Here is a 25,945-nt window from a genome sequence, read left to right on the forward strand (position 1 = left end):
AAATCAATCGCCGTCATGCTGAACATGTTCAGCGTGCCGTCCGCTCCTATCCCTCAATCTTCGAAAAGTCTGCCACTTGAGTTACCGCATCGCGGAACCGCGCAAGTAGGCCCAAACGAAACGCCCGTTTGGCCGGATCCGGATCATTGACCATAACGCCTTCAAAAAAGGCATCAATAGGCGCGCGTAAAGTCGCCAATGCCGCCATCGCGCCTTCGAAATCTTCGATGGACAAGGCGGCAGCGGCTTTGGGCTCCGCCGCGTCTAGCGCGGTGCGAAGGGCAAGCTCTTCCGTCACCAAGTCAGCCGGCGCAGGTGCACCTGCATCAACGCCTTCGGCCTGCTTCAATATATTCGCCGCACGTTTATAGGCCGCCAATAGGTTCGCGCCCTCGGCGGTCGTGACATAGGCCTGCAACGCCTTCACCCGCGCTAGCAGCCGGACAAGATCGTCCTCGCCACCAAGGCTAAACACCGCGTCGATGAGATCGTGTCGGACGCCCGCCTCGCGTTGCTGGACTTTGAGGCGGTCGATTAAAAATTCCTCAAGCGTATCGAAGCTGGCGCATGCGCCGCTTGCAACAAGCATTTCCTTCAATGAACAGCGTAAATCGTTTTGAAGTAGCAAAGATAAGAACCCAATCGCTGCGCGACGTAACGCAAACGGATCCTTCGAACCCGTGGGCGGCATTCCGGCCGCAAAAAACTGCGCCAGCGTATCCAACTTATCCGCCAAACTCACAGCCACCGTCACCGGAGCATTGGGGACATCATCCCCCTGCCCAACCGGCTTATAATGGTCGCGGATGGCGTCGGCGACGGCGTCGCTCTCGCCTTGTGCGCGGGCGTAATAGCCGCCCATGATGCCTTGCAATTCGGGGAATTCACCGACCATGCCGGTGACGAGATCCGCCTTGCACAAACGCGCCGCGCGTTCGGCGGCATCGGCAGTCGCGCCCTTGACGATACCCTCTTCCGCCAACCAACGTGCCAGCTTCGCCACACGTTCAACTTTGTCGGCAACGCTGCCCAATTTTTCATGGAATGTGATCTGTGCCAATTTCTGCGCTTGGCTATCCAGCGCGACCTTTAGGTCCTGTTCCCAGAAGAATTTTGCATCAGACAATCGCGCGGCTAGGACCTTTTCATTGCCTGCAACAATCGCTGCTCCGCCGTCATGCGCGTCAATATTCGCGGTGCAGACAAAAGCGTTGGCGAGCTTGCCCGTGCTATCATGGCAGACAAAATATTTCTGGTTCACGCGCGCGGTCAGTTGAATGACCTCTTGCGGCACGTCCAGAAATGCGGCGTCGAAGCGGCCAAGCATCGGTACAGGCCATTCGGTCAGGCCCGCATTTTCAATGACCAAACCTTCATCTTCCACCAAGGTCAGGCCAGCAGCCTGCGCCGCCGCCTTTGCACCGTCACGGATGATACGGCAGCGTTCGGAAAAATGGACGAGGACATGGGCCGCGCGCAGCTTTTCGATATAATCCCCTGCATTGCCGATGGTAATAGCGCCGCTGTGATGGAAGCGATGACCCATCGTCTCCGCGCCGCTCACAATGCCGTCAATTTCGCAATGCACCACCGCATCGCCGAGCAAAGCTACAATGCCCTGCAATGGGCGCACCCAGCGCAGGCTTTCGGTCGAAACCGATGCTGCGCCCCAGCGTTGCGATTTCGGCCATGGGAAGGCGCGGATGATCGCGGGGATAGCCTCTGCCAAAACATCGGCCGTCTGACGCCCTGCCTTTTCAACTACCGCATAATAGACACCATCGCGTTCGACCAACTGGTCTTGCGACAGGCCAGCTTTACGCAGAAAGCCTTCCATCGCCTGCGGCGGCGCACCGACCTTTGGCCCTTTCGTCTCTTCAGACACAGCCTCAGTCGCCAACGGCAAGCCAGTCGCGATCAACGCAAGACGGCGCGGCGTAGCAAAAACTTCGACCGACGCCGCAGAAAGCCCAGCCTTGGTCAACGCATCGTTAAACAGACGGGCCAAGTCTTCCTTGGCCTTCACTTGCATCCGCGCGGGAATTTCTTCGGAGCGCAATTCAAGCAGGAAGTCGGTCATACTAAATCCTCCCCGCTTGCGGGGAGGGGGACCGTGCTTGCACGGTGGAGGGGGCTATTAGTCCAAGCGCAAATGGTTTGTAGCACAGTGTCCAAATCTTTTAGCACATCAACGGCAGCAATCCGAAGAACCTTATATCCAGCCGCCTGCATCATCGCATTACGGGCATCATCACGCTGAGGTCGATCTCCTCGATCATGCGCCTCGCCATCAATTTCGATCACCAGCTTGGCCGCAGCGCAATAAAAATCTGCAACATAGGCCCCGATGGGATGTTGCCGTCGGAATTTCACGCCGATCTTGTTGGTACGGACTTTTTCCCACAATAGAACCTCTGGTAACGTCATTTTGCGGCGCAGCTTGCGCGCGTTGTAAACGACCGGGCGCTGTAGGGTCTGCAAGCCCCCTCCACCACGCTTCGCGCGGTCCCCCTCCCCGTTCCGGGGAGGATTTTGCGTGGACGCCATCATACTGCCCATCCGTTCTTTTCCATCCATGCCTGGCAACTGCCTTTGGCAAGGTCGCGGACGCGGCCCATATAGCTTGCGCGTTCCTGCACAGAAATAACGCCGCGCGCTTGCAATATGTTGAAGATATGGCTGGCCTTAATTGCTTGCTCATAAGCGGGAATGGGCAAAGCATGTTGCAAGCAGCTTTCGCATTCTGCCGTCGCTTTTTTGAAGGCATCAAACAACATGTCGGTGTCGGCAATTTCGAAATGATAGGTGCTCATCTGCCGTTCGTTTTCGCGGAATATATCGCCATAGGTCACCGCCGGACGATCCGCCGTTGCGTTGTTATAGACGAGGTCGAAAATGCTGTCCTTGTTCTGGATATACATCGCCAGACGTTCCAGACCATAAGTCAGCTCGCCCGAAACAGGTTTGCAATCAAAGCCGCCCATTTGCTGAAAATAGGTGAACTGCGTCACCTCCATGCCGTCGCACCAGATTTCCCAGCCAAGGCCCCATGCGCCCAGCGTTGGGCTTTCCCAGTCATCTTCCACAAAGCGGATGTCGTGAAGCAAAGGGTCAATTCCAATCGCCTTTAACGAACCGAGATACAGCTCCTGCAAATTTGGCGGACTTGGTTTCAGGATGACTTGATATTGATAATAAGCGCCCAGCCGATTGGGGTTTTCGCCATAACGGCCATCGGTAGGCCGGCGCGATGGCTGCACAAAGGCCGCGTTCCATGGGTCAGGCCCCAGCGCGCGCAGGGTCGTGGCGGTGTGGAACGTACCCGCACCCATTTCCATGTCATAAGGCTGCAATATCGCACAACCCTGCTTGCCCCAATAATCATGAAGCGTGAGGATCAGATCCTGAAAACTAAGTGGAGCAATGTCAGACATGGCCAGCCATTGGCGGAGAAGCGGCGCTAAATCAAGGTTCTGAATAAACGCATGGGTTTTTGTCACTGGTGCATAGCATTATGTAAGGTGTTGTTGACATTTTTAGCGAATCAAATTAGTAAGGTGTCCATGACACAAAGACACCGACACCTGACATGAAAAATCAGCTCAAAGTGCTGCGTGCGATGCGCAACTGGAGCCAGGCCGATTTGGGCGAACATCTCGATGTCTCGCGCCAAGCGGTCAATGCCATCGAGACCGGCAAATATGACCCCTCGCTGCCACTGGCGTTCAAGATTTCACGGCTGTTTGATTTGCCGATCGAACAGATTTTTGATGACGAATTTGAAGGAGGGAACGATGTTTAACGCGGATGAAGATGCTGGCAGCAACGGCAAACGCATATTGTGGATGTCATTGTGCGGCTTTGGCATAATCATGCTCTTAGGCGCCATCACGGGATTCCTGTCTGCACATATGGAGGAAGGCAGCGGCCCGCTAAATTTAGCTGGCTATGCTATTTTAGCGGCGTTCATATGCGTCACCCTAGCGCTTGCATTCGCCATATGGAGATTGTTTCGCCAAATGAAGCGCAGCGATCAAAAAGTGCCGCAACGTGAAAAAATCTACAATCGTTTCTTAATTGGCAGCTTTATATTTGGCGGTGTCACCGGCCTCATCCTCGCTCTGACAGGCAGTTTTGACGAAACAGAAGCCGGTCTGATTTCCAATGATGCCATGTCACCCATGCTCGCGATCATCCTTTCGGTCGCTCTCGGCGTCATTGTCCCTGCCATCACTTTCTACTGGCATAAAAATCTTGTCGATGAACAAGAAGAGGCCGCCTATCGCTTTGGCGCGCTCATCGCGATGTATGCCTTTTGGTTCATCGCACCCGTCTGGTGGTTTCTATGGCGCGGAGGCATCCTGCCCGCGATAGACGGCATAGCATTGTATTTTATAACAATATTTGTTGCCCTAATTGTCTGGTTCTGGAAAAAATATCTCTAACGACCGGTCCAAGTTCGTCGAAATAGTTTCCTATCTTTCGTTCATGGAGAATAACAATGCGTATTACTTTGAAGTCCTTAATGGCTGCCACCGCGACATGCGCATTGGCATGGGCAGCCCCCGTCGCGGCACAAAACACACCAACTGAGGCACCGGCATCGGTGGAGGCGCTTGACCCCGTCAAGGCACCGCCCGCCGTCAAGGATGTCGATCCCGCCTTGTGGGTCATCAAAGACGCCGACACCACCATTTATCTGTTCGGAAGTGTCCATATCTTAAAGCCAGGTCTTGGCTGGTTTGATGATGGCGTAAAGACCGCTTTTGACCGTTCGGACCAATTGGTGCTGGAACTGGTCGAGCCGCCCGCAGCAGAGGCTCAAGCCTTGTTTGGGAAGTTTGCGATGGATCAGCAGGGCAAGACATTGCGTTCCAAAATGAATGATGCGGACCGCGCAGTGTATGACGCAGCCATGGGCAAACTTGGTATTCCAGTGCCCGCTTTAGACCCATTCGAACCATGGGCTGCGGGAATGACACTATCACTGCTCGCAATGCAGAAATCCGGTTTTGATCCCAATAGCGGCGTTGAGAAACAACTGACCGCGGCGGCGAAGCTCAGCAACAAGCCTATCGCCGGACTTGAAACCATGGAGTTCCAACTTGGCGTATTTGATACGCTGCCAGAGGCCGAGCAAATCGCATTTTTGATCGAAACAGCAAAAATGATTGATGATGTGAACAGCACTATGGACAAGATGGTTGCCATGTGGGGAGCGGCCGAAACCGAGAGCCTTGCGCAACTTATGAATGAAGGGATGACCAGCCGGACATTATATGATGCCCTGCTGACCAAGCGGAATGCCAATTGGGCAAAATGGATTTCGGCCAAGATGGATAAGCCGGGCGTGACATTCATCGCCGTTGGCGCAGGGCATCTGGCTGGCCCAACAAGCGTCCAAGCTTTGCTTCCGGCCTATGGCCTCACTGCAACACGGGTGGCCTATTAAGCTTTGATGTGTAAATACGGGAAGGTCGGGCCAAGAACGCCCGGCCTTTTTCGTTTTGTGCAGGGTCGATATGGGAAAAATACAAATGGGCGATCCTGCTATGGCCGGAATAAAACAAGGGCCTTTTCCTGCGTTGCTGCCGACCTTCGGTTTCATACTGTTATACTTCGCCCTGCAAGGGGTAAGCACGGCCGTCATCATCGCCGCGACGCAAGGCGCATCGACCGCGCCAGAGCCTATTTCGATTATCTGGGGACTGCTTGCATCCGCCGTGATTCAATTGTCGCTAATGGGACTATATCTGCGCAAAGACGCGCGGGCGGCGGCATTGGGCCTGCATGATTTTGGTAAGGTCCCGCTGCACAAGGCAAGCGGGCTCGCTATCTTGTTGGTGGCCGCCGCCATGGCATTCAATTTTGTCTATACGACTTACGTTATTCCGGGCGTAGACATGCAAGCGGACATGGCAAAAATCCTAGCGGGCATAGAGCGGACGCCGTTGAACATGGCGGCCATGTTCTTCGCCATCGCAATCGCTGCGCCAGTGGTGGAGGAGCTTCTGTTTCGCGGTTTTTTGCAAAATGCGCTGGCGAAATATGTGCCGATTTGGGGTGCTATCTTTTTGTCATCATTCCTGTTCGCCTTGGTGCACGGCCAACCTTATGCGATCCCCGGCCTCATGTCGTTGAGCATTGCCTTTGGCTATCTCTACCACCGCACAGGGTCACTGCGCACCAACATCATTTTGCACATGGCGAACAACGTATTCGCAATATTGGTATCGCAAGTTCTGAATTAAACGACGACGGGTTCCAGCAAGCGCAGCGTTCCAGCATCAGCATCGATTTCCGCCATGCCGCCGACAGGCAACGTGAATTGGTCGGTGATATGCCCGAAAAACGCGCCTTGATAGGCTGGAATACCCAAGCCGCCCAGATGTTGCGTCAACACGTCGTTCAACGTGAATGCACCATAGCTGGTGCCCTTGTTCACGCAATCTGTGCATTGCCCAAACACGACGCCTTTCAGGTTCTTCAGCACGCCCGCCTGCCCCAATTGCGTGAGCATACGGTCAATGCGATATTCCGCCTCATCCACATCTTCGATGAACAGGATCGCACCGTCGAAACTGGGTAGATAAGGCGTGCCGACCAGCGCGGTCAGCACCGTCAGGTTTCCGCCGAGCAACTTGCCCTGCGCCTTGCCATTGCCTGTGCCCAATACGCGCGTGCGCCAGCGGCGCTGCGCCATCCGGTCTTCGTCACCAACGGGATTGGTAAACAAGGGCGTCCCTGCATCAAACGCAATCTCGCGATATATGTCCCATGACGCCTTGCCCCATGCGCTGCCCGCGTTTGGACCATGCAAGGTCACAAATCCGCCTTTGGCCGCAATCGCCATATGCAAGGCAGTGATGTCGCTGAAACCCGTCAATAATTTGGGGTTGGCGCGAATGATGTTCCAGTCAAGATACGGCAAAAGCCGCGCGCTGCCCCACCCGCCACGCACAGCAAAAATGGCTTTCACATCTGGATCCGCAAACATGGCGTTAATGTCCGCCGCACGGTCCTTATCTTGGCCAGCCAGATAGCCATAGCGGTTCAACAAATGAACCGCGCGCTTGGGTTTTAGGCCCATGGCGACAATCGCTTCTTCGACCAGCTGAATTTGAAATGGGTCGTCGCTGGCCGACGCGGGTTCAATCAAGCCGACGGTATCGCCGACACGCAACCGTGAAGGTTTCCGCGCGGCCTTAGCTGCAGGCACGCCTGCGGCCAAAAGCGGCGGGGCCGACAGCATAGCCGCCAGCCCCGCCATAATCTGACGCCGAGTTGCATTGATATCCATACCCGGCACGCCTTTTCTTAGAACTTAGCTTCGATCGACAATGTGAACGACCGTCCACGTGGGTCAGCCACACGTGGTTCCCAGCTGGAACCCGAACCCGTGTTGCTGTCATACGTGATTGCAAATGGCGGATCTGTGTCGAACACGTTACGCACACCTGCGGTCAAGCGCAGCTTATCGTTCATGTCCATAGCCGCGGACAGATTGTAGGTGACATAGGCTTTTACCCGCGCATTATAGTCTGGACGACTGGCAGACGCCGGAAGCGCGTTGTTCTTATATCCGTTGCGATAGATTTGCGAGAAGCTGAACAGCATGTCATCGACGGCATAGTTGATGAATGCGCTATGTTTCCATTTCAAGCCCAGGTCGCCAGCATAGGTGAACACGCCGATCAAGCTTGAACCAAATGGCGCAGACGGCAAGAATTTCTCCCGCTTCTTAACAAGATATGTTCCATCAAGTCCAGCCGTAAGTACACCACCCAATGCATCAATACCGCCGCGCAGCGCGACTTCTAGCCCTTGCGTACGACGCGAACCGATATTGTCCTGCCGTAAATCCAACTGCGTAATCACGCCGCCCGTCCGTATTACACGGTCAGGAAAGTAGGATTGGTTCGCCAATAATTGGGCGATGGTCAGCGCACCGATGGTATTATCCACGGCGATAGACCAGAAATCGACCGATGCGCTAAACTGTGGTGCAGGCGTAAACACAATACCTGCCGAATATTGCTCGGATGTTTCAGGCCCCAGATTAACATTACCACCGCTCAGTGACGTTGGCGTGATCGCACCGCAACCTGCCGTAACGTTCACAACACCACCCACTGGGCATGTGCTTGGGTCGGTCAGGTTGTTTCCTGGATTAGGAGATTCGGTGACGCCGTTAAAGATTTGGTTAAATGCAGGGACACGGAAACCTGTGTTATAGGACGCCCGCAGCAGCACCCAGTCAAATGGCGAAAATTTTGCGGTTAACTTTGGATTAACTGTTGATCCGAAGCCCGTATAATCGTCGAGCCGAACAGCACCGGTGAGCTCAAGGCTCTCCAACACTGGCACCGACATCTCGGCATAGACCGCCTTTACATTGCGATTTTTCGGCGTGAGCGCGTTCACATTGTCGAATGCCACGTTAAAAATTTCTGCCTGCCCTGCTACTGCAGCAGCAGAACCGTTGAAGCTGTAGGTTTCACGGCGGTAATCCGCGCCAAGCGCGACTTGCACTGGACCAGCAGGCAAATCAAACAAGGAACCGGAAACCGAGGCGTCAAATTGCTTCACCTCATATTGACCGCCATATAATGTTGTACCTTCCGCCGAAATAGCTTCAAGTCCAGCTAGCGCCGCATCCGATTGGGTCACCGAGAAGGGGTTAAGAATACCGCTATTCAACAAGCCAATTATGCCCGGACGCGATGCGCCTGGTGCAGTGGGCGCACGTGGATCAATGCCGCCGCTAACGGCCCCAGCGACACCCGAAGCAGTTGCGTTGGCTGCTGAACGGAATATACCCGCATAATGGTACCCCGTACCGAGCACGGACGATGCTTCGCTTTTTGCGTAAGAACCACCTGCGCGGTAATCCCATGTTCCACCAAGCGGACCTTCGGCCGTAAGTGCGCCACGGATTGTTTTGGTGTTTGTGACATATTCGCGATTGCCACCAGGGATATTGCGCCAGCGATAGGCAATAGGTTTGCCGTAATTGCCAACGGTATCAACCGTCCGGTCACCCACCGCGCCTACCGCAGGGAATGTTCCGGCAATGGCGTCATACACGCTGTTATAGGTTGCCGCGGTAGTCGCGTTCAACGGATAATACAGCGGCATAGTTGTCGCGTTGATCGAATATTGGTTGTTTGAAAACCGCTTCTTCGAATCCGCATCGGAACCCGTTATTTCTGCTGCCAAGCGATGGTCACCCAAAGCCAGCGTAGCCTTCCCATAAAAGGTCAGTGTTTGCAACGGCTGCTGAAGCACCGCGGCACGGCCTGTGTCCCATGAACAAGCAAATTTTGCACCCGGCACTGACCAGAGCACTTCGTCATATGCCATACCGCCATTGACGGAATCGCAGCCCGCGCCGCCTGGCAAATCAAGCGGGTTGATGCCGCCATCAGCGCGCGTTGTTGTTCCTGGGATGAGCAATCCGGGCAGGTAGAAGTTTGCGGAGCTATTGGTGGTCCCGCCAAGTAACGAACCATTGGGTGCGAATAAGCTATTTGTGTTGGCTGGGAATGCAGTCGCAATAGGCGTGCCACGGGTATCCACCGAAAGGCCACGATTGGGTTGGTTGCCGTTCACAAAATCGCGATCTTGGCCAAGCAAGGCAGAATTCCAGCTTTTGCTCACCGCGCCCATAATGTTGAAGCCTTGGGTACTCAGGTCACCATAGCCAGCTGTCCCCGAAAGGCGGTAAATGGCGCTGTCATTACGTTGCGTAATGTCTGTGAAGCCGTTGAGCACCACACCTTGAAAATTCGATTTCGTGATAAAGTTGATAACGCCGCCAATCGCATCGGTGCCATAAATGGCGGACGCGCCATCTTTCAGTACTTCAACACGCTCTAGTGCCGCAAACGGAACCTGGTTAACGTCAACAGCGCCGCCGGTCAGGCCATGCGCCGCCACCCGGCGACCATTGAGTAAGACCAGTGTCGCGGCAGCACCCTGCCCACGCAGGTTCGCGGCGGACAGTCCGTTCGTACCGCGTTGCGCGCCTGTTGTTACGTCACTATTCGATGCCAAATTGTCCGCACCATTCCCGTTGGTGGAAAGAAATGAAATCAACTGCTCTGGGCCATTGATGCCTTCACGAGACAAATCAGACGGAGTAATAACCTGCAATGGTGCAGCGCTTTTCGTCGGGTCTTGTTTGATACGCGATCCGGTAACTATAATGGCAGTGCCTTCATCTTCAGCCGTTTCCGCAGAGGCAGGTGGCGACGTATCTTGCGCAAAGGCTGGCGCAGTCAGACATGTGGCCAACAACAATATCGCAGTTTTTGAAGTTTTCATAAAAATTCCCCTTCTCGTTTCAGCTCGCCCCCGAGCCTTTTATGGGCGACACGCTATTCTGGCCAATCGAGCAATGCAACTGACTTTGCACCCAATACACAAAGAAACTGTATTAGGCTCCACCTTATTCAACGCTTTGTCTACTTGGCGGGTTGAAAATTGGCCGCATGAGGCGCAAAGGAAATTTATGCTGTCTCAAAAAACCCGCTATGCCATCCGCGCCATGCAGCATCTTGCCGATCATTATGGCAAAGGCCCCGTTCAGCTCGGCGATATTGCTGAAGCGCAAAAAATTCCGCCTAAATTTCTGACGGTTATTTTATCCGAGCTATCCCGTTCCGGCTTAGTAGCGTCGCAGCGCGGCAAAGACGGTGGCTATTGGCTTGGCGTTTCGCCGATTGACATCAGCTATGGCGACCTCATCCGTATCATGCGGGGCTCACTGGCCTTGGTTCCTTGCGCCAGCCGCTATGCCCATGAAAAGTGCAAAAATTGCGTCGAGGAAGAAAATTGCCGCACACGCGCGCTCATGCTTCAGGTGCGCGACAAAACCGCCAATCTGCTCGACAGCATCAACCTGACCGATATCGTCCACGCCGACATTTACCTGCAGGCGGCGGAATAAGCTTTTGAACAGCATTAGCTTTTGTTGCTGCTAAACCACTCCTTTGGGCCAGCCAATAAAATACAAAGGTGCATGTACGTTGCTAATCAACTATGGTCGCATGGTGCCTGAGCATTATTGGAACCTGTCAGTGCGAGATTTGGATGATTGAATATATTGCCAATGTCGACTGGATGTCGGTTGCGCCTTATATCGCTGTTGGCTTTGCCGCGCAGCTGGTTGATGGGGCGTTGGGCATGGCCTTTGGCGTGATTTGCAGCACTTTGCTGGTCAGCGTCATGGGCGTCGCACCCGCCCGCGCTTCAGCTGGCGTCCATTTTGTCGAGATGTTTACGACGGGCGCGTCTGGTATTAGCCATGTTCTGCACAAGAATATCGATTGGAAATTGTTCGCCCGCATCGCCATTCCCGGCGTCATTGGTGGCTGCACCGGCGCCTATCTGCTGGCGAGCATCCACACCGAGGCTGCACGCCCTTTTGTGATGGGATATTTGACGCTCATCGGTTTCTACCTTCTGTATAAAGCGTGGGGTTTCTCGCACGAGCATAAGCCACGCGATCCCAAGGTCACCATGCCACTTGGCCTCATCGGCGGCTTTTTGGACGCCTCTGGTGGTGGCGGCTGGGGACCAGTAGTTACGTCCAACCTTCTGATACAAGGGGCAGACCCACGCAAAACCATCGGAACGGTCAACACGGCGGAGTTTTTCCTGACGGTTGCGGTGTCGATGACTTTCATTCTGACTATCGGCTTAGAGGCCTTTACCGTGGTCACGGGCGGCCTGCTGATCGGCGGTTTGCTCGCCGCGCCCTTTGGGGCAATTGTCGCCAAGCGTATTCATCCGCGCATATTGCTGTTCGCCGTCAGCATCGTCCTGATCGCAACAAGCCTATTCAGCCTCTACAAAGCGCTGGCGTAACGCGCCAATAAGCTTGCCTTTCATGGGCAATCCGCATATATGCGCGCGCTTGCCGTGCATGGTCATCCCTGGAGGCGTGGCGGCAAGGTAACTTTTTTGGAGAATCAACATGAGCGATCAGCTGACATTGTCGGCAGAGACGCGCGATAAGGCAGGCAAGGGAGCCTCCCGCGAATTGCGTCGTCAAAACCGAGTGCCCGCCGTCATTTACGGCAACAAACAAGAACCCGAACTTATCCACGTTGAGGAAAAGGCGCTCATCAAATTGTTGATGACTGGCCAATTTTTTGACAGCGTCGTCGAGATCGAACTTGGTGGCAAAAAACAGATCACAGTTCCAAAGGATGTTGCATTTCATCCTGTCAGCGATCGTCCAATACATGTTGACTTCCTGCGCACCGTTAAGGGCGCGTAAGTCGAAGGCTAAGCTTACATTTATTTCCGGGGCTGGGTTTCGGCTCGCCCCGGATATTCCCACGAGGGACTAGCGCGATGCAATTATGGGTAGGTCTCGGTAATCCAGGCGCCACCTATGCGATGCACCGGCACAATATCGGTTTCATGGCGATTGACGCGCTGGCCGAAATTCACGACCTGCCGCTACCTGCCAAAAAATTTCTTGGTTGGGTGCAGGAATTCCGGATTGGTTCGGAAAAAATCATCCTTCTCAAACCCGCGACGTTCATGAACGAAAGCGGCCGCAGCGTACGCGCAGCGATGGATTTCTATAAGCTTGAGCCCAAGGACGTGACGGTCTTCTACGACGAGCTCGACCTTGCGCCTTTCAAGGTGAAGGTCAAAACAGGCGGCGGCGCGGCGGGCCATAATGGCATCCGTTCAATAACCGACCATATCGGCGCAGAATTCCGCCGTGTCCGTTTGGGCATTGGTCATCCGGGCAATAAAGACCGTGTCACCGGCTATGTTCTGGGTAATTTTCACAAGAGCGAGATTGACGATCTGGCCGATTTACTGGGCGCTGTGTCGGCAGAGGCCGAATGGCTGGCCAAGGGCGATGACGTTCGCTTCATGAACGACGTCGCGGTGCGGTTGCAGCAGGATTAACGCCGTTTAGCGATGGGTGCACCATCGCATTGGATGGACTTGCTGCCGAACCTCGCCTAGGGCCGCTTCATATTATTTTTGACGAGGACATTATGGGTTTCAAATGCGGTATTGTGGGCCTTCCCAATGTGGGCAAGTCCACCCTGTTCAATGCGTTGACCGAGACAGCAGCGGCGCAAGCGGCCAACTATCCGTTCTGCACGATTGAACCCAATATCGGCAATGTCGCCGTCCCTGATCCGCGCCTGCAAACCATCGCCAAAATCGGCGGCAGTCAGAAGATTATCGAAACGCAATTGGGCTTTGTCGATATTGCGGGCCTTGTGCGCGGTGCGTCCAAGGGTGAAGGCCTTGGCAACCAGTTCCTCGGCAACATCCGCGAAGTGGACGCGATTGTCCACGTTTTGCGCTGTTTCGAAGATGACGACATCCAGCATGTCGACAATAAGATCGACCCGATTTCCGATGCGGAGACCGTAGAGACCGAACTGATGCTGTCCGACTTGGAAAGCCTTGAAAAGCGGGTTCCCAACCTCATCAAAAAGGGCACGCAGGGCGACAAGGAAGCGAAAATCAGCGCACTTGTTTTGGGCCGTGCGCTCGACCTACTGCGCGACGGTAAGCCCGCGCGCCTGACCAAACGCGACGATGCCGAAGAAGAACGCCATTTCCAAATGGCGCAGCTTTTGACAGCGAAACCTGTTCTCTACGTCTGCAATGTTGAAGAGGCGAGCGCCGCCAATGGCAATGCTTTGTCCGCACGCGTTTTTGAAAAAGCCAAGGCCGAAGGCGCAGAAGCCGTTGTCGTTTCCGCCGCGATTGAGGCCGAAATTTCCACCATGCCCGCCGATGACCGCGAAGTGTTCCTCGAAGACCTGGGCCTATCCGAAACCGGCCTCGCGCGTGTCATCCGCGCAGGATACGAATTGCTCGACCTCATCACCTTCTTCACCGTCGGCCCAAAAGAAGCACGGGCATGGACCGTAACCAAAGGCGCAACCGCACCTAATGCGGCAGGGGCAATCCACAGCGATTTCGAAAAAGGCTTCATCCGCGCCGAAACCATGGCCTATGACGATTATGTCCAGTATAACGGCGAAGCCGGCGCGAAAGAAGCGGGCAAATGGCGCTCAGAAGGCAAAGAATATCTCGTCAAAGACGGCGATATCATGCTGTTTCGATTTAATGTTTGAGGTGGAACCCTACCCGTCGTCACCCTGAACTTGTTTGTACTCTGCACGCCTTCGGTTGCAGGGTCTGGCCGCGGCGCCTAAGTCTTACGCCGCACGCCTATTTCCGCCCGAAAAGCTTCTCCACATCGCCCAGCGCCAGCTTCACCCAAGTTGGCCTGCCATGGTTGCACTGCCCGCTATGCGGGGTGACTTCCATTTCGCGCAAAAGCGCGTTCATTTCGGTGACGGACAGCACGCGGCCTGCGCGGACGGAGCCGTGGCAGGCCATCGTTGCGGCGACATGGTCAATGCGTTCCTTTAACGACAAAGCGTCGTCATAAGCCGCCAGATCATCGGCGAGATCTTCCAGCAAACCTTTGGCATCCCCATCACCCAGCACCGCGGGTGTCGCACGGACGAGCATAGCGCCAGGCCCAAAGCGTTCGATGTCTAAGCCAAAGGCCGAAAGCTCTTCGGCCCTTGCCTCCAGCCGGTCACAAGCGGGTTCTTCCAGTTCTACGACGATGGGCAACAATAATGCCTGTGACGGCACGCCGCCGCCCGCTGCCGCCATCGCCTTGCGCATACGTTCCAGCACCAGCCGTTCATGCGCAGCATGTTGATCGACGATAACAAGGCCGTCTTCGGCTTCGGCAACGATATAGGTGTTTGCAACCTGACCGCGCGCGACGCCAAGCGGGTGGCTGGCGCGTTCGGGCACGGGTTCGTGGGCGACGGCGGCTCTGCCCCATAAGGGGGCGAGATCTTCACCGGGAATTGCCCCCATATCGGCAAAGCTGCTGCGGCTTTCCTGCGCTGATGGATATGCCGGGCGTTGGCCATAATTGCCCTGATATGCAGTCGGCCCAAGCGCCGCTGGCCGCGCAAAAATGTCACCTTGTGCAGTGTGCATCGGCTCTTGCTGCCACGCGGCGAGCGCATCGGCGCTGGGCCGTTGCACGGCACGAAAGCCAGATTGATCGAGCGCATGGCGCAGGCCCGAGACAATCATCCCACGGATGAGCGCTGGGTCACGAAAGCGAACCTCGGTCTTAGCGGGATGGACGTTCACATCAACTTGAGTCGGCGGCAGATCGAGAAACAAGGCCACAACCGCGTGCCTGTCCCGCGCCAGCATTTCGGCATAAGCCCCACGCACGGCCCCGATAAGCAGCCTGTCCTTTACGGGGCGGCCATTAACGAACAAAAATTGATGGTCGGCAACACCGCGATTATAGGTCGGCAGGCTGGCCACGCCGCCAAGGCGGACGCCCTCCCGTTCAAAATCCAACGCAACGCTGTTGTCGATAAGTTCACCGCTGGTCAGCGCCGCGACGCGTTCAGGCCGCGCTGATGTCGGCTGCACTGCCAAGACGCGCCGTCCGTCATGTTCGACAACAAAGCCAATGTCGGGCCGTGCCATCGCCAGCCGCTTCATCGTGTCGAGAGCGGCGGCATATTCGGCGCGCGCACTGCGCAAGAATTTGCGGCGCGCGGGCACGTTACCGAAGAGATTTTCGACACGCACCCGTGTGCCAAAAGGCAAAGCGGCTGGCCCCTCCCCCGTTACCACGCCGTGGTCCACTGTCCGTGTCCAGCCCTCGGCATTTGCAGGGCGGCTTTCCAGCGTCATTTTGGATACGCTGGCAATCGATGGCAAAGCCTCCCCCCGGAAACCCAAAGTCGAAACCATTTCAATATCTTCATCGGGCAGCTTGGACGTTGCATGGCGCTCCAGCGCTAAGGCCATGTCCGGTGGGGACATGCCGCACCCATCATCTGTAACCTCCACCAAATCAATGCCGCCTGCGCTAAGGCGCACGCTAATGTTCCGCGCACCCGAATCGATGGCGTTTTCCACCAGTTCTTTCAACGCGCTGGCCGGTCTTTCCACCACTTCACCAGCGGCAATACGGTTGACCAGATTTTCGGGGAGCCTTCTTATTGACATAAGCAGGTTCCTAGCCCAAGCGGACGGTTCAAGCGACTCCTTAATCGTTCGTAATCCAGCCAAATACCTGTTTTTTAAAACAGCGAATTCCGCTAGGACTGCGCGAATATTTGGGCGCGCTCCAAAGGACTCGAACCAAACCGAACTGGGTGGATATTACATGGTATTTGGCAAGTTTTTCCGTTTCGCTTCACAGGATATGGCGATTGACCTCGGCACCGCAAACACAGTTGTCTATGTACGCGGCCAAGGCATCGTCCTGAACGAACCTTCTGTCGTAGCGATTGAAACCATTAACGGTATCAAGCGCGTAAAGGCCGTTGGCGATGATGCAAAGCTGATGATGGGTAAGACGCCTGACAGCATTGAGGCTATCCGCCCCTTACGCGATGGCGTGATTGCGGACATTGATGTTGCCGAACAAATGATCAAGCACTTCATCCACAAAGTGCACGGCAAGCGCCGTATGTTTAGCTACCCTGAAATCGTTATTTGCGTGCCATCGGGTTCGACCTCAGTTGAGCGCCGCGCGATTCGCGATGCTGCATCGAACGCAGGCGCGTCCGAAGTGTTCTTGATCGAGGAACCTATGGCAGCCGCTATTGGTGCAGACATGCCCGTAACTGAACCCATTGGCTCGATGGTCGTCGATATTGGTGGCGGCACCACTGAAGTTGCCATCCTGTCCTTGCGCGGCCTTGCTTACACAACCTCCGTTCGTACCGGTGGTGACAAGATGGACGAAGCGATTGTGTCTTATGTTCGACGGCATCATAACCTGCTGATTGGTGAAGCCACGGCGGAACGGATCAAAAAGGATTTCGGAACAGCCCGTCCACCAGCCGATGGCGTTGGTGAAACATTGCACATCAAGGGCCGCGATCTTGTAAATGGTGTCCCGAAGGAAATTTCGATCAATCAGGCCCAGATTGCCGAAGCTTTGTCGGAACCCATCGGCACCATCCTAGAAGGTGTGCGCGTTGCGTTGGAAAACACGGCACCGGAATTGGCAGCAGACATCGTGGATCAGGGCATTGTTCTGACCGGTGGTGGCGCGTTGATGGCGGGCCTTGACGAATTTCTGCGTGATGAAACCGGCCTGCCGGTCACGGTTGCCGAAGATCCGCTAACCTGCGTTGCTATCGGCACAGGCAGGGCCATGGAAGACCCGATCTTCCGCGGCGTCCTGCTCACCGCTTAAGGCGAGGTTAGGATGGCGCCGCCGCCACATCGGCGCCCCGGATTTTCCCGGAAGGCGCAATATGGCCTGTTCGTGACCTATGTGGTTGCGATTGCAGGAACGATAGTCGCTGCGCTGCTTCTGACAATTTCGGTGGTCGATCCGACTGGATTTTCTGCGCTGCGCACCTTTGGCTCAGAAGTCACGGCTCCCGCCGCACGGGTGCTCAATAATGCGCGGCAATCTTCCCAAAAGATAACACACACTGTTTCAGCCTATATCGACGCCGCATCGAAAAATGTAACGCTCGAAAAAGAACTAAAGGCAAGCCGCAGCGCCTTAATCGAGGCGCAGGCCTTGCGTGTCGAAAATGCCCGGCTGCGCAGCTTACTCAAAATAGCGGATGAGGATGCACAGCAAGTGGCCGTTGGTCGCCTGATCAGTTCCACAGCATCAAGCACACGGCGGGTCGCCACTTTATCCATCGGACGAAACTTCGGCGTTGAACGCGCACAACCTGTGCGTGGGCCAGCCGGACTTATTGGCCGCGTCATAGAAACAGGGCCAACAACCGCGCGGGTGCTGTTGGTGACGGACAGCGAAAATCTGGTACCCGTCATGCGCGCGAGCGACGGTCTTCCGGCATTTTCCGCAGGCCTTGGCAATGGGCTGGTCCTAATCAAGCCGTTAAACTTGGGCGAAAGCCCTTTCAAGGTCGGAGACATCATCGTCACATCAGGCAATGGCGGGTTATATAGCGCAAATATCCCCTTTGCACGGGTCATCCGCAAGACGAGCGAAGGTGCGCTTGGTCTCCCCTTTGCCGATCCCGCTAACAGCCCATATGCCATTGTGATGAAACCTTATTTGGGTGCAGCGAGAGCCGCACAGCAAGCGATTGCTCCAGATGGCGAAACTAAAGAGATCGCGGAGTGAAAATTCCGGTCAGCGCCATTCGCCTGCCGACACGGCCAGGACGGGAATATGCAAGTCGTTTTGACCGTGAACAATCGCTGCTCAAAATGTTGACGATACCAATTGCCTCGGTGATTTTGGCATCAATGGTGACCAGCCTACCGATTTTTAGCGCCGGACCGCTTTTGCCGCCATTCGGATTGCTGATGTTTTTAAGCTGGCGACTGATGCGCCCTGGATTATTGCCTATATGGTCAGGCGTCCCATTCGGATTGATGGATGATCTATTCAGCGGCCAACCTTTTGGTAGCGCTGGCCTTCTCTGGTCCCTCGCAATGCTCATTGTCGAGATTATCGATTCACGGGCGATATGGCGCGATTATCTGCAGGATTGGTTGATCGCGGCCTTACTCATCGCGGCAGTGCTGCTGGGTGGTTGGTGGATTGCCGGCCTCGCCCACGCCGCCCCCAATCCGATGGTTTTATTACCACAAATCACCTTGTCCATATTGCTATATCCGCTCGTCGTGCGAATATGTGCGCGGCTCGACAGCTGGCGATTGGCAACATGAAAGTCGAAAAGCAGGTAACATCCGGACAACTTGACTTCACCTTTACACGCCGCGCCGCGTTTGTGGGTGGCGTGCAAGCCGCGATTGGCCTGACTGTTGCCGCCCGCATGTCCTATATCGCGGTGGCCGATAATGAAAAATATAAGCTTTTGGCCGAAAGCAACCGAGTTAATCTGACCATCATCCCACCGCGCAGGGGGTGGTTCATTGACCGATTTGGTAAGCCCATTGCCACGAACCGCGCAGATTTTCGTGTTGATATCATTCCCGACCGGTTGGCAAAAAAGGATGAGACTATTCAAACGCTGGCCGAATTGCTGGCGCTTTCAACAGATGATGTCGATCGCATCCATCGCGAGTTGAAAAATGCACAGGGGTTTCAACCGGTGCAAGTCGCCGATGGCTTGGATTATGACAAATTCGCAGCGGTCAGCGTGCGCTTACCAGATCTACCCGGCGTCAGCCCACGCCAAGGCTATTCGCGCTTCTACCCCAGCGGCGCGGCGGTCGGGCATCTAATTGGCTATGTGGGCACGGTGTCGGCAGAGGAATATCAGAAGAACAAAAATCCACTGCTGATTACGCCGGGGTTCAAGGTTGGCAAGGATGGCCTCGAAAAAACGCTGGAGGACAGGTTACAGGGCGAACCGGGCGCCAAGCGTACCGAAGTCACCGCGCGCGGCAAGATCGTGCGGGAACTGACCACACGGCCCGACACGCCTGGCAAGCCCGTCCAACTGACCATTGATATTGATCTGCACAATTACGCTGCAAGGCGGCTCGGCCTAGAATCGGGATCCGTGGTCGTGTTCGATTGCCTTACGGGTGACATTATCACCATGGCATCCATGCCCTGTTACGACCCCAACAGCTTTTCCGACGGCATTGGCCGTGTGGAATGGAAAATGCTGAACAGCGACGACCATATCCCCATGCTGAACAAGGCGCTTCAGGGACTTTATCCCCCGGGCTCTACGTTGAAACCCATGGCTGGGCTTGCCATGATGCGCCACGGCATCGATCCTGAAGAAACGGTAACCTGCAATGGCGGGTACCGATTGGGCAATCGCGTTTTCAGATGTCTTGGGCGGCATGGTCCAGTCAACATGACCACCGCGATCATGAAAAGCTGCAATACGTATTTCTATGCGATGGGGCGCCGTATTGGTTTTGACAATATCGCGCCTGTGGCGCGCGAGCTTGGATTGGGGCAGGAATTTACCCTGCCCTTCCCGTCACAACGTTACGGCACTGTACCCGACAGCGCATGGAAAATGCGCAAATATGACCAGAAATGGACCGAGTCCGACACACTTAACGCCGTCATTGGTCAGGGTTACATCATCGCCAGTCCCTTCCAACTGGGCCTTATGGCAGCGCGTATTGCCTCTGGTTTGAACATTCAGCCAGAAATTCTGATGGGCAAACGCGCGGTGCCTAAACCTTTATCCTTTCCCAAAGCGCATCTCGACGTCGTGCGTGAAGGCATGAACTTAGTCGTAAACGGCGACGGAACTGCGGTACGCAGTAGGCTAATGCTCGAAAATATCGCCATGGCGGGGAAAACCGGTACCGCGCAGGTGCGCCGTATTGCGGGTGCGCAACGTGGCCAATCCGGCGAATGGAAATATCGCGATCATGGCCTGTTCGTATGCTTCGCGCCGGTGGATCAACCGCGTTATGGCGCCGCAGTGGTCATCGAACACGGCATGGGCGGCGCGCGCGCGGCGGCGCCTATCGCCAAGGATGTGCTGACCTTCCTCTACGACCGTGAACAGGCCATGGCGTCGCTGGAGGCGCTGGAGGCTGGCTGGGGCGGCAATATTGAACAACGTATGGCGGCCAAATATGCTGCTTATCAGGGGCAATCAGCGCCGCCGCCTCCATTGGATCCCACAGCATGAACCGCATCGTTCCTGCCCCTATCGCCGCATTGCCTTGGCGCGTCATTTTTATCTTGATGGCGTTGGTGAGCTTTGGCGCTGCCGTGCTCTATTCGGCTGCAGGCGGCCATTTTGACCCATGGGCGGGCAAGCATATCCTCCGCTTTTTCGTTCTTCTAGGCATGATCATCATCATGTCGCGGATGAAGCTGGAATTTTGGAAATCCATCACTTTCCCGCTTTATCTGCTCTTGCTGTTGATGCTGGTGGCCGTGGAATTGTTGGGCTTCATCGGCGGCGGTAGTCAGCGCTGGATCAACTTGGGTATCATCACGTTGCAACCATCCGAACTGATGAAACCCGTGATGGTTCTGGCCGCAGCGTGGTTTTTCGACCGGCTTCCACCCAACCGCATATATGGCCTTGATGCCATTTGGCCCTTGGGTGCATTGTTGCTGCTGCCAAGCGTATTGGTGATTATCCAACCTGATTTTGACGCTGCTATTGCTTATGCCTTTGGCTTGGGCGTGGTGGGCTTTATGGCCGGATTGCCGCTGATCTATTTTTGGGGCGCGGGTGCGGCCGTCGCCATATTTGCCCCCTTGGTCTATTTCTTTGGCCTCAAACCCTATCAGCAAGACCGCGTGCTCATTTTCCTCAACCCCGAAAATGATCCTTTGGGCGCTGGCTATCATATTACCCAGTCGAAAATCGCCATTGGTTCAGGTGGTATATTTGGCAAAGGCTTTGGCAATGGCACACAAAGCCATTTGGATTATCTGCCCGAAGGCCACACCGACTTTGTCTTTGCCACCATGGCCGAAGAATGGGGCATTGTTGGCGGCTTTTTCATTCTGTTTCTCTATTTTCTGCTCATGCGCTGGGGCTTGACCGTCGCGATGGAGAGCAAAACCCGTTATGGTCAATTGGTGGCCGCTGGCCTGACCTGCACCATTTTCTTTTACATTATGATCAACCTGTTGATGGTTGTGGGACTCGCGCCTGTGGCTGGTATACCTTTGCCCTTTGTCAGTCATGGCGGGTCATCCATGCTGACCATGATGCTATGCGTAGGGATTATCATGTCCATCGAACGCCACCCCGGCGCAAAGCGGGGCCAATTCCAATAAATCGGGCAAGGCCTGCTTGACAAAGTAAGCTAAACCCATCAAAGGCGGCGCTCCAAACGGGAGTGCGCATCTGGCCATCCCGAAATGGGGACGCTTAGCTCAGTTGGTAGAGCAGCTGACTCTTAATCAGCGGGTCGTGGGTTCGAACCCCTCAGCGTCTACCATTACTTTCCGATCGCACCGAATAGGCATGTATGTCAGCCTAAGCGTGTTTCTCAAACCTGAGCCCTGCATGCGCCTGAAGCCGTGCGATTAACATATCGCCTAAAATCGTTGCTGGCGTCCAAAAGCCGCCCGGAACCGAGTCAGGCACGTCTTTGGCAAGGCAAGCAGCTGCTTGGGAGAGCATTTTGGCGGTTGAACCATAGCCCGGATCACGGTCTCCCGTGACGCGGCATTGAATAGTCTCACCTCGTGCAGTTGAACCGAAGAAAACAATATCAAACATGCCCTCATGTTGGGCTTTCTCGCTTGGCCCCTCGCCAGGTTTCGGCAAGACAAAAGTTTCGAGCAGCCAGCGGATCGGCGGCACAGCCAGGCCCAACATGAGGGCATTCACGCCCCAATGCGCCGCTTTAGCCTTCCGCTTGCCGGAGCTCCCTTGGCCCGTCACGACGGCTTCCTCATACTTAAAATCAACACCGTAGCTGTTATGGCTCAAAGCGTTGGACCGATGCACGACCCGCGTGTTGATACCCGCCATGATAAATGGCGCAATCCAGCCGCCAGCGACCGTATCATAGGCAATCTTCACCTCCGGCTGCGTGACCGAGAATTGATGGTTCTGCGGACAAAGGCTATAAGGGTCTTGAAGTTCGCGGCGCAAATCAGCGTCGCTCACGGCTTCCTTCACCATGTTAATCATGCTGGCGATGGTGCCGCCGGACGCCCCGCCCTTCATGCTAACCACCCGCATGTCAATCCGCGCACATGTCTGGCCGAATTGTTCCAATGCGTTACGTTGTAGGAAGTGCACACCCAGATCGGACGGGATGCTGTCAAAGCCACAACAATGGACGATCCGAGCGCCGCTTTTGATTGCATCGGCTTCATGCCGCAATTGCATTTTGCGTATCCACTGGGGCTCGCCCGTTAGATCGCAATAATGGGTCCCTGTTGTGGCGCATACCTTGACCAATATGTCACCATATAGCGCATAGGGACCGACCGTAGACATGACGACACTGGTCTGGGCACAGATTTTCCGCAAGGCATCTTCGTCCGCCGCATCCGCAACGATGATCTCAACGCCTGACAATCCAATCGCATCGCTGACATTTTGTAGCTTGCTATGTGAGCGACCTGCGATGGCCCAGCGGATGGATCCATCTGCAAACTGCGCATGCATATAACGCGTTATGATCTGGCCGACAAAGCTGGTGGCCCCATATACAATGATATCAAATTTTTTATCGGCCATTTTATCCCCACCGCGCAATGAAACTTAGAATAACTGTCCATCATCGATAAATTGGCGTTGATGGCTGATCATATCGATGAAGCATGGCCTCATCCATTCCTTTCACGTTAGGCGGTGGGCATGCCATGTTGCAAGTGTCCAAGTTCAACCTCGCGCAGACTGCGAACCCATAGATAATCTCTCCCTGTCGCTGCAGTGCCAGACATGTTAATGTGACCTTGATGACCGACACAGTTTTAATTCTTGATGGCGGCACGGGCCGGGAGCTTGCGCGGCGTGGTGCGCCCTTTCGCCAGCCCGAATGGTCGGCGCTGGCGCTGATGGAAGCCCCGCAGTTCGTTAGTACAGTCCACCGCGCTTATGTCGATGCTGGTGCGGACGTCATAACCACCAATTCATATGCGCTTGTGCCCTTTCATATCGGCGCGGAGCGCTTTGCGCGCGAAGGTGCTTCGCTTGCGGCGCGCGCGGGGCAATTGGCGCGCGATGTGGCGGATGCATCGCCGCAAGCTGTGCGCGTCGCCGGTTCGCTGCCGCCTGTTTGTGGTTCCTACCGCCCGGATCTTGTTGACCTTGATCGCGCCCGTCCAATTCTGGAAGTCCTGATCGGCGCACTCGCTCCAAATGTTGACCATTGGCTTGCCGAAACACTGTCGTCATTGGCCGAGGCCCGCTTATGTGCCACGCTCACCGCCCCGACGGATAAAGCATTATGGCTTTCCTTCACATTGGAGGACGAGGCTGCCACGGACGCCCCCGCCCTGCGCTCCGGCGAGAGCGTGACCGAGGCCGCTCGCCTTGCGCAAGAGGTCGGCGCGGCAGCCCTTCTGTTCAATTGCAGCCAACCTGAAGTAATGGAAGCCGCCGTCCAAGTTGCGCAGGCGCAACTGGGGGCGGATAGCGCGATCCGCATCGGCGTGTATGCCAATGCCTTTCCACCCATGGCCGCTGATGCAGAAGCGAATTCGGGGCTCAGCCCGATCCGCGCGGACTTAACGCCCGAAGGCTATAAACGCTTTGCGGCCTCTTGGCACGCAGCGGGGGCCTCCATATTGGGCGGCTGTTGCGGGATTTGCCCTGAGCATATCGCGGCGCTGCGCGCAGGCGTGACGGATTAGGACAATTTGTCCGGATCAGTATGCAGCCAATCAGCATGGCGCGGCGCTTTTTTAGTCGCGCTCCATTCCTGCAGCATCAACGGCGCGACGCGTTTTAATTCGGCATATTGTTCCGCAGTGCCAATGTTGCAGGCAAGCTCCAACCTATGCCCATTGGGATCAAAGAAATAGATCGACCGGAATATGCCGTGAAAGGTCGGACCAACGACATCTATGCCTTGCGCCTCAATATGCGCCTTGGCGGTTAACAAAGCATCAATATCCGCAACTTCAAACGCGATATGTTGCACCCAGGCCGGGGTATTGGGATCTTTGCCCATTTCCGGCTGGTTCGGCAGTTCGAAAAAGGCAAGGACATTGCCGCCGCCGCAATCCAAGAAAATATGCATATAGGGGTCATATTCGCCCGTGGATGGCACATAATCCTCGGCAAAGGCGGTGGTGAATTCCATACCCAAAACCCGCGCATACCAATCCGCCGTCGCCTTGGCGTCCTTGCACCGATAGGCGACGTGATGAATACGGTTCAGCGTGATAGGCGCGGTCATGCCGCGGGCTCCGTTACCGTCAACGCGCCGCGTTCAATCTGGTCGCGCTCGATGCTTTTGAACAAAGCAGTGAAGTTGCCTTCACCAAAGCCTTCGTCTTTTTTGCGCTGAATGAATTCGAAGAACACAGGGCCGATCATGGTTTGCGAGAATATCTGCAGCAACAAACGTGGATCGCCATCTTGCGTCGAACCATCGAGCAAAATACCACGCGATTGCAGTTCTTCAACCGGCTCGCCATGGCCGGGCAAGCGTTCTTCAAGCATGTCATAATAAGCCTTGGGCGGTGGCGGCGCGAAGGGCGTGCCCAGCGCCTTTAACCGATCCCAGCAAGCTGGCAAGTCATCACAAGAAAAGGCGATATGTTGAATGCCTTCGCCATTATAGGCACGCAGATATTCCTCAATCTGTCCGCCGCCGCCGCTGCCTTCTTCATTCAAGGGAATGCGGATTTTGCCGTCCGGCGCGGTCATCGCGCGACTGGTGAGGCCGGTATATTCGCCCTTAATGTCGAAATAGCGAATTTCGCGGAAGTTGAAGACGCGTTCGTAAAAACGGCTCCAATGCGCCATGCGTCCGCCATAGACATTGTGCGTAAGGTGATCGATGATCTTGAACCCCGCACCCACCGGATTGCGGTCCACACCGGGCAGATAGTCGAAATCAATGTCATAAATCGACAGTGCATCGCCGTAACGATCCACAAGGTAAATCATCGCGCCACCAATGCCGCGAATGGCGGGTAAACGCAGCTCCATCGGCCCAGTGCGCGTTTCAACGGGTTCCGCGCCACGCGCAATCGCTTCGTCATAGGCTAGGCGCGCGTTCTTGACGCGGAACGCCATGCCACATGCCGATGGGCCATGTTCTGCCGCGAAATAGGCCGCAGGGCTTTTGGGTTCGTAATTGGCGATCAGGTTGATCTCGCCTTGCCGCCACAGGTCGACATCCTTTGACCGATGCCGCGCGATGCGGCTGAAACCCATGCGTTCAAACACGGGCTCCAGCAGGCCTTTTTCCGGCGCGGAAAATTCGATGAATTCGAACCCATCGAGTCCCAACGGGTTTTCGAACAAATCGGCCATATACGCTCCTGCAAAATTGGTTACATTTGAAACCA

23 protein-coding genes, 1 tRNA gene and 1 pseudogene are annotated in these 25,945 nt (G+C 55.3%); 16 read left to right on the forward strand and 9 right to left on the reverse strand.

The window, feature by feature from the left end:
• Positions 1 to 46 precede the first annotated feature (46 nt).
• The 3 genes from glyS to D7D48_RS07145 all read right to left on the reverse strand — a co-directional run bounded on the left by glyS (position 47) and on the right by D7D48_RS07145 (position 3,434).
• Positions 47 to 2,080 carry a glycine--tRNA ligase subunit beta gene (glyS, locus tag D7D48_RS07135; RefSeq protein WP_125230612.1) on the reverse strand — a complete coding sequence of 678 codons (2,034 nt, stop codon included), beginning with the start codon at positions 2,078 to 2,080 and terminating at the stop codon, positions 47 to 49.
• Positions 2,077 to 2,481 carry an endonuclease domain-containing protein gene (locus D7D48_RS07140; protein WP_245964368.1) on the reverse strand — a complete coding sequence of 135 codons (405 nt, stop codon included), beginning with the start codon at positions 2,479 to 2,481 and terminating at the stop codon, positions 2,077 to 2,079. The genes glyS and D7D48_RS07140 overlap by 4 nt, the downstream gene beginning before the upstream one ends.
• Positions 2,482 to 2,546: 65 nt before the next feature.
• Complete coding sequence (locus D7D48_RS07145; protein ID WP_125230613.1) at positions 2,547 to 3,434, reverse strand: glycine--tRNA ligase subunit alpha; 888 nt, start codon at positions 3,432 to 3,434, stop codon at positions 2,547 to 2,549.
• A gap of 155 nt (positions 3,435 to 3,589) precedes the next feature.
• Here D7D48_RS07145 and D7D48_RS07150 point away from each other — a divergent pair, with 155 nt between their 5' ends.
• From D7D48_RS07150 to D7D48_RS07165, 4 genes are all read left to right on the forward strand, one after another.
• On the forward strand, positions 3,590 to 3,802 hold the full coding sequence (locus tag D7D48_RS07150; RefSeq protein ID WP_125230614.1) for a helix-turn-helix transcriptional regulator: 213 nt from the start codon (positions 3,590 to 3,592) through the stop codon (positions 3,800 to 3,802).
• A complete protein-coding gene (locus D7D48_RS07155; RefSeq protein ID WP_125230615.1) occupies positions 3,795 to 4,445 on the forward strand; it encodes a hypothetical protein in 651 nt (216 codons plus the stop codon). Before D7D48_RS07150 ends, D7D48_RS07155 begins: the two co-directional genes overlap by 8 nt.
• Before the next feature lie 56 nt (positions 4,446 to 4,501).
• A complete protein-coding gene (locus D7D48_RS07160; RefSeq protein ID WP_125230616.1) occupies positions 4,502 to 5,452 on the forward strand; it encodes a TraB/GumN family protein in 951 nt (316 codons plus the stop codon).
• A gap of 85 nt (positions 5,453 to 5,537) precedes the next feature.
• Complete coding sequence (locus D7D48_RS07165) at positions 5,538 to 6,251, forward strand: CPBP family intramembrane glutamic endopeptidase (RefSeq protein WP_185739803.1); 714 nt, start codon at positions 5,538 to 5,540, stop codon at positions 6,249 to 6,251.
• On the opposite strand, the gene D7D48_RS07170 is transcribed toward D7D48_RS07165, so the two are convergent.
• Positions 6,248 to 7,300, reverse strand: coding sequence for a S66 peptidase family protein (locus D7D48_RS07170; protein WP_125230618.1), 1,053 nt, complete (start codon positions 7,298 to 7,300; stop codon positions 6,248 to 6,250). The two genes, D7D48_RS07165 and D7D48_RS07170, sit on opposite strands and share 4 nt — an antisense overlap.
• A 17-nt stretch (positions 7,301 to 7,317) precedes the next feature.
• Complete coding sequence (locus D7D48_RS07175; protein WP_125230619.1) at positions 7,318 to 10,326, reverse strand: TonB-dependent receptor domain-containing protein; 3,009 nt, start codon at positions 10,324 to 10,326, stop codon at positions 7,318 to 7,320.
• Between the two features lie 187 nt (positions 10,327 to 10,513).
• On the opposite strand from D7D48_RS07175, the gene D7D48_RS07180 reads away from it, so the two are divergent.
• The 5 genes and pseudogenes from D7D48_RS07180 to ychF all read left to right on the forward strand — a co-directional run bounded on the left by D7D48_RS07180 (position 10,514) and on the right by ychF (position 14,129).
• A complete protein-coding gene (locus D7D48_RS07180) occupies positions 10,514 to 10,951 on the forward strand; it encodes an RrF2 family transcriptional regulator (RefSeq protein WP_125230620.1) in 438 nt (145 codons plus the stop codon).
• A gap of 143 nt (positions 10,952 to 11,094) precedes the next feature.
• A complete protein-coding gene (locus D7D48_RS07185) occupies positions 11,095 to 11,871 on the forward strand; it encodes a sulfite exporter TauE/SafE family protein (RefSeq protein ID WP_125230621.1) in 777 nt (258 codons plus the stop codon).
• Positions 11,872 to 11,980: 109 nt separating this feature from the next.
• Positions 11,981 to 12,283, forward strand: a pseudogene (gene rplY, locus D7D48_RS07190) (50S ribosomal protein L25); the annotation flags it as partial.
• An 80-nt stretch (positions 12,284 to 12,363) separates the two neighbouring features.
• Positions 12,364 to 12,936, forward strand: a complete 573-nt coding sequence (gene pth, locus D7D48_RS07195) for an aminoacyl-tRNA hydrolase (protein WP_125230623.1) — start codon at positions 12,364 to 12,366, stop codon at positions 12,934 to 12,936.
• A 92-nt stretch (positions 12,937 to 13,028) separates the two neighbouring features.
• A complete protein-coding gene (gene ychF, locus D7D48_RS07200; RefSeq protein WP_125230624.1) occupies positions 13,029 to 14,129 on the forward strand; it encodes a redox-regulated ATPase YchF in 1,101 nt (366 codons plus the stop codon).
• Between the two features lie 97 nt (positions 14,130 to 14,226).
• Here the strand turns inward: ychF and mutL are convergent, their stop codons facing one another.
• The gene (mutL, locus tag D7D48_RS07205) at positions 14,227 to 16,059 is read right to left on the reverse strand and encodes a DNA mismatch repair endonuclease MutL (protein ID WP_125230625.1); all 1,833 of its coding nucleotides are present in this window, start codon (positions 16,057 to 16,059) and stop codon (positions 14,227 to 14,229) included.
• A gap of 160 nt (positions 16,060 to 16,219) precedes the next feature.
• Between mutL and D7D48_RS07210 the strand changes: the two genes are divergently transcribed.
• From D7D48_RS07210 to D7D48_RS07235, 6 genes are all read left to right on the forward strand, one after another.
• Positions 16,220 to 17,260, forward strand: a complete 1,041-nt coding sequence (locus D7D48_RS07210; RefSeq protein ID WP_125230626.1) for a rod shape-determining protein — start codon at positions 16,220 to 16,222, stop codon at positions 17,258 to 17,260.
• A 12-nt stretch (positions 17,261 to 17,272) separates the two neighbouring features.
• Positions 17,273 to 18,175 carry a rod shape-determining protein MreC gene (locus D7D48_RS07215; protein ID WP_125230627.1) on the forward strand — a complete coding sequence of 301 codons (903 nt, stop codon included), beginning with the start codon at positions 17,273 to 17,275 and terminating at the stop codon, positions 18,173 to 18,175.
• Positions 18,172 to 18,726 (forward strand): rod shape-determining protein MreD, encoded by a 555-nt coding sequence (gene mreD, locus D7D48_RS07220; RefSeq protein ID WP_125230628.1) that lies wholly within the window; start codon positions 18,172 to 18,174, stop codon positions 18,724 to 18,726. Before D7D48_RS07215 ends, mreD begins: the two co-directional genes overlap by 4 nt.
• On the forward strand, positions 18,723 to 20,630 hold the full coding sequence (gene mrdA, locus D7D48_RS07225; RefSeq protein WP_125230932.1) for a penicillin-binding protein 2: 1,908 nt from the start codon (positions 18,723 to 18,725) through the stop codon (positions 20,628 to 20,630). Before mreD ends, mrdA begins: the two co-directional genes overlap by 4 nt.
• Complete coding sequence (gene rodA / locus D7D48_RS07230; RefSeq protein ID WP_125230629.1) at positions 20,627 to 21,739, forward strand: rod shape-determining protein RodA; 1,113 nt, start codon at positions 20,627 to 20,629, stop codon at positions 21,737 to 21,739. Before mrdA ends, rodA begins: the two co-directional genes overlap by 4 nt.
• Positions 21,740 to 21,827: 88 nt before the next feature.
• Positions 21,828 to 21,903 (forward strand) — tRNA-Lys (locus D7D48_RS07235).
• A gap of 38 nt (positions 21,904 to 21,941) precedes the next feature.
• Here the strand turns inward: D7D48_RS07235 and D7D48_RS07240 are convergent.
• Positions 21,942 to 23,159, reverse strand: a complete 1,218-nt coding sequence (locus D7D48_RS07240; RefSeq protein ID WP_125230630.1) for a saccharopine dehydrogenase family protein — start codon at positions 23,157 to 23,159, stop codon at positions 21,942 to 21,944.
• 221 nt (positions 23,160 to 23,380) lie between these two features.
• Between D7D48_RS07240 and D7D48_RS07245 the strand changes: the two genes are divergently transcribed.
• Positions 23,381 to 24,277, forward strand: coding sequence for a homocysteine S-methyltransferase family protein (locus D7D48_RS07245; protein WP_125230631.1), 897 nt, complete (start codon positions 23,381 to 23,383; stop codon positions 24,275 to 24,277).
• Here the strand turns inward: D7D48_RS07245 and D7D48_RS07250 are convergent.
• Both D7D48_RS07250 and hppD read right to left on the reverse strand, forming a co-directional pair.
• Complete coding sequence (locus tag D7D48_RS07250) at positions 24,274 to 24,825, reverse strand: VOC family protein (RefSeq protein ID WP_125230632.1); 552 nt, start codon at positions 24,823 to 24,825, stop codon at positions 24,274 to 24,276. The genes D7D48_RS07245 and D7D48_RS07250 overlap by 4 nt on opposite strands.
• Entirely contained in the window at positions 24,822 to 25,910 is a 1,089-nt protein-coding gene (gene hppD / locus D7D48_RS07255; RefSeq protein WP_125230633.1) for a 4-hydroxyphenylpyruvate dioxygenase, read from the reverse strand. Before hppD ends, D7D48_RS07250 begins: the two co-directional genes overlap by 4 nt.
• Between the last annotated feature and the right edge of the window lie 35 nt (positions 25,911 to 25,945).

It is taken from the genome of Sphingorhabdus wooponensis (assembly GCF_003933235.1).
Classification (GTDB): Bacteria; Pseudomonadota; Alphaproteobacteria; order Sphingomonadales; family Sphingomonadaceae; genus Sphingorhabdus_B; species Sphingorhabdus_B wooponensis.